At 68.3% G+C, this 375-nt stretch carries 1 protein-coding gene; it reads left to right on the top strand.

The window, feature by feature from the left end; all coding sequences use genetic code 11:
• Positions 1-22: 22 nt before the first annotated feature.
• Positions 23-286, top strand: coding sequence for a hypothetical protein (locus PUR56_RS08830; RefSeq protein ID WP_329948469.1), 264 nt, complete (start codon positions 23-25; stop codon positions 284-286).
• Positions 287-375 lie beyond the last annotated feature (89 nt).

The raw sequence follows: 375 nt of genomic DNA, 5'->3' as shown, positions 1-375 counted from the left end.
TTGGTAGGACCAGTTGTACTGTGTGGACCAGGTACGCAAGGCGGTCCGCTTCGGCGACGCACTAGAAGCGCTCGTCGGCGTCACCAGGTTCGTCGAATTGGGCCCGGACGGCGTCCTGTCGGCGCTCGTCCAGCTGCCCGACGACGTCACCGCGCCGCTGCTGCTCCGCGACCGTGACGAAGTCACCACCGCGCTGACGGCGCTCGCGACCCTGCACGTCAACGGTGTCCCGTTCGACTGGTCGCCGGTGTTGTCGGGGTTCCGACCGGCGGAGGTGCGGTCCTAGTCCTTCGAGCTGGAGGGGTTCTGTCTGCTAGGTGCTGGGTGCTGGGGGCGTTCCCGGATGTGGACGTTGCGGTGGGGACCGGCCCTGGG

The organism is Streptomyces sp. BE303, from assembly GCF_036290945.1.
GTDB lineage: Bacteria > Actinomycetota > Actinomycetes > Streptomycetales > Streptomycetaceae > Kitasatospora.
The sequence above is the reverse complement of the archived record's forward strand: the minus strand, read 5'-3'. Positions and strand labels throughout refer to the sequence as shown.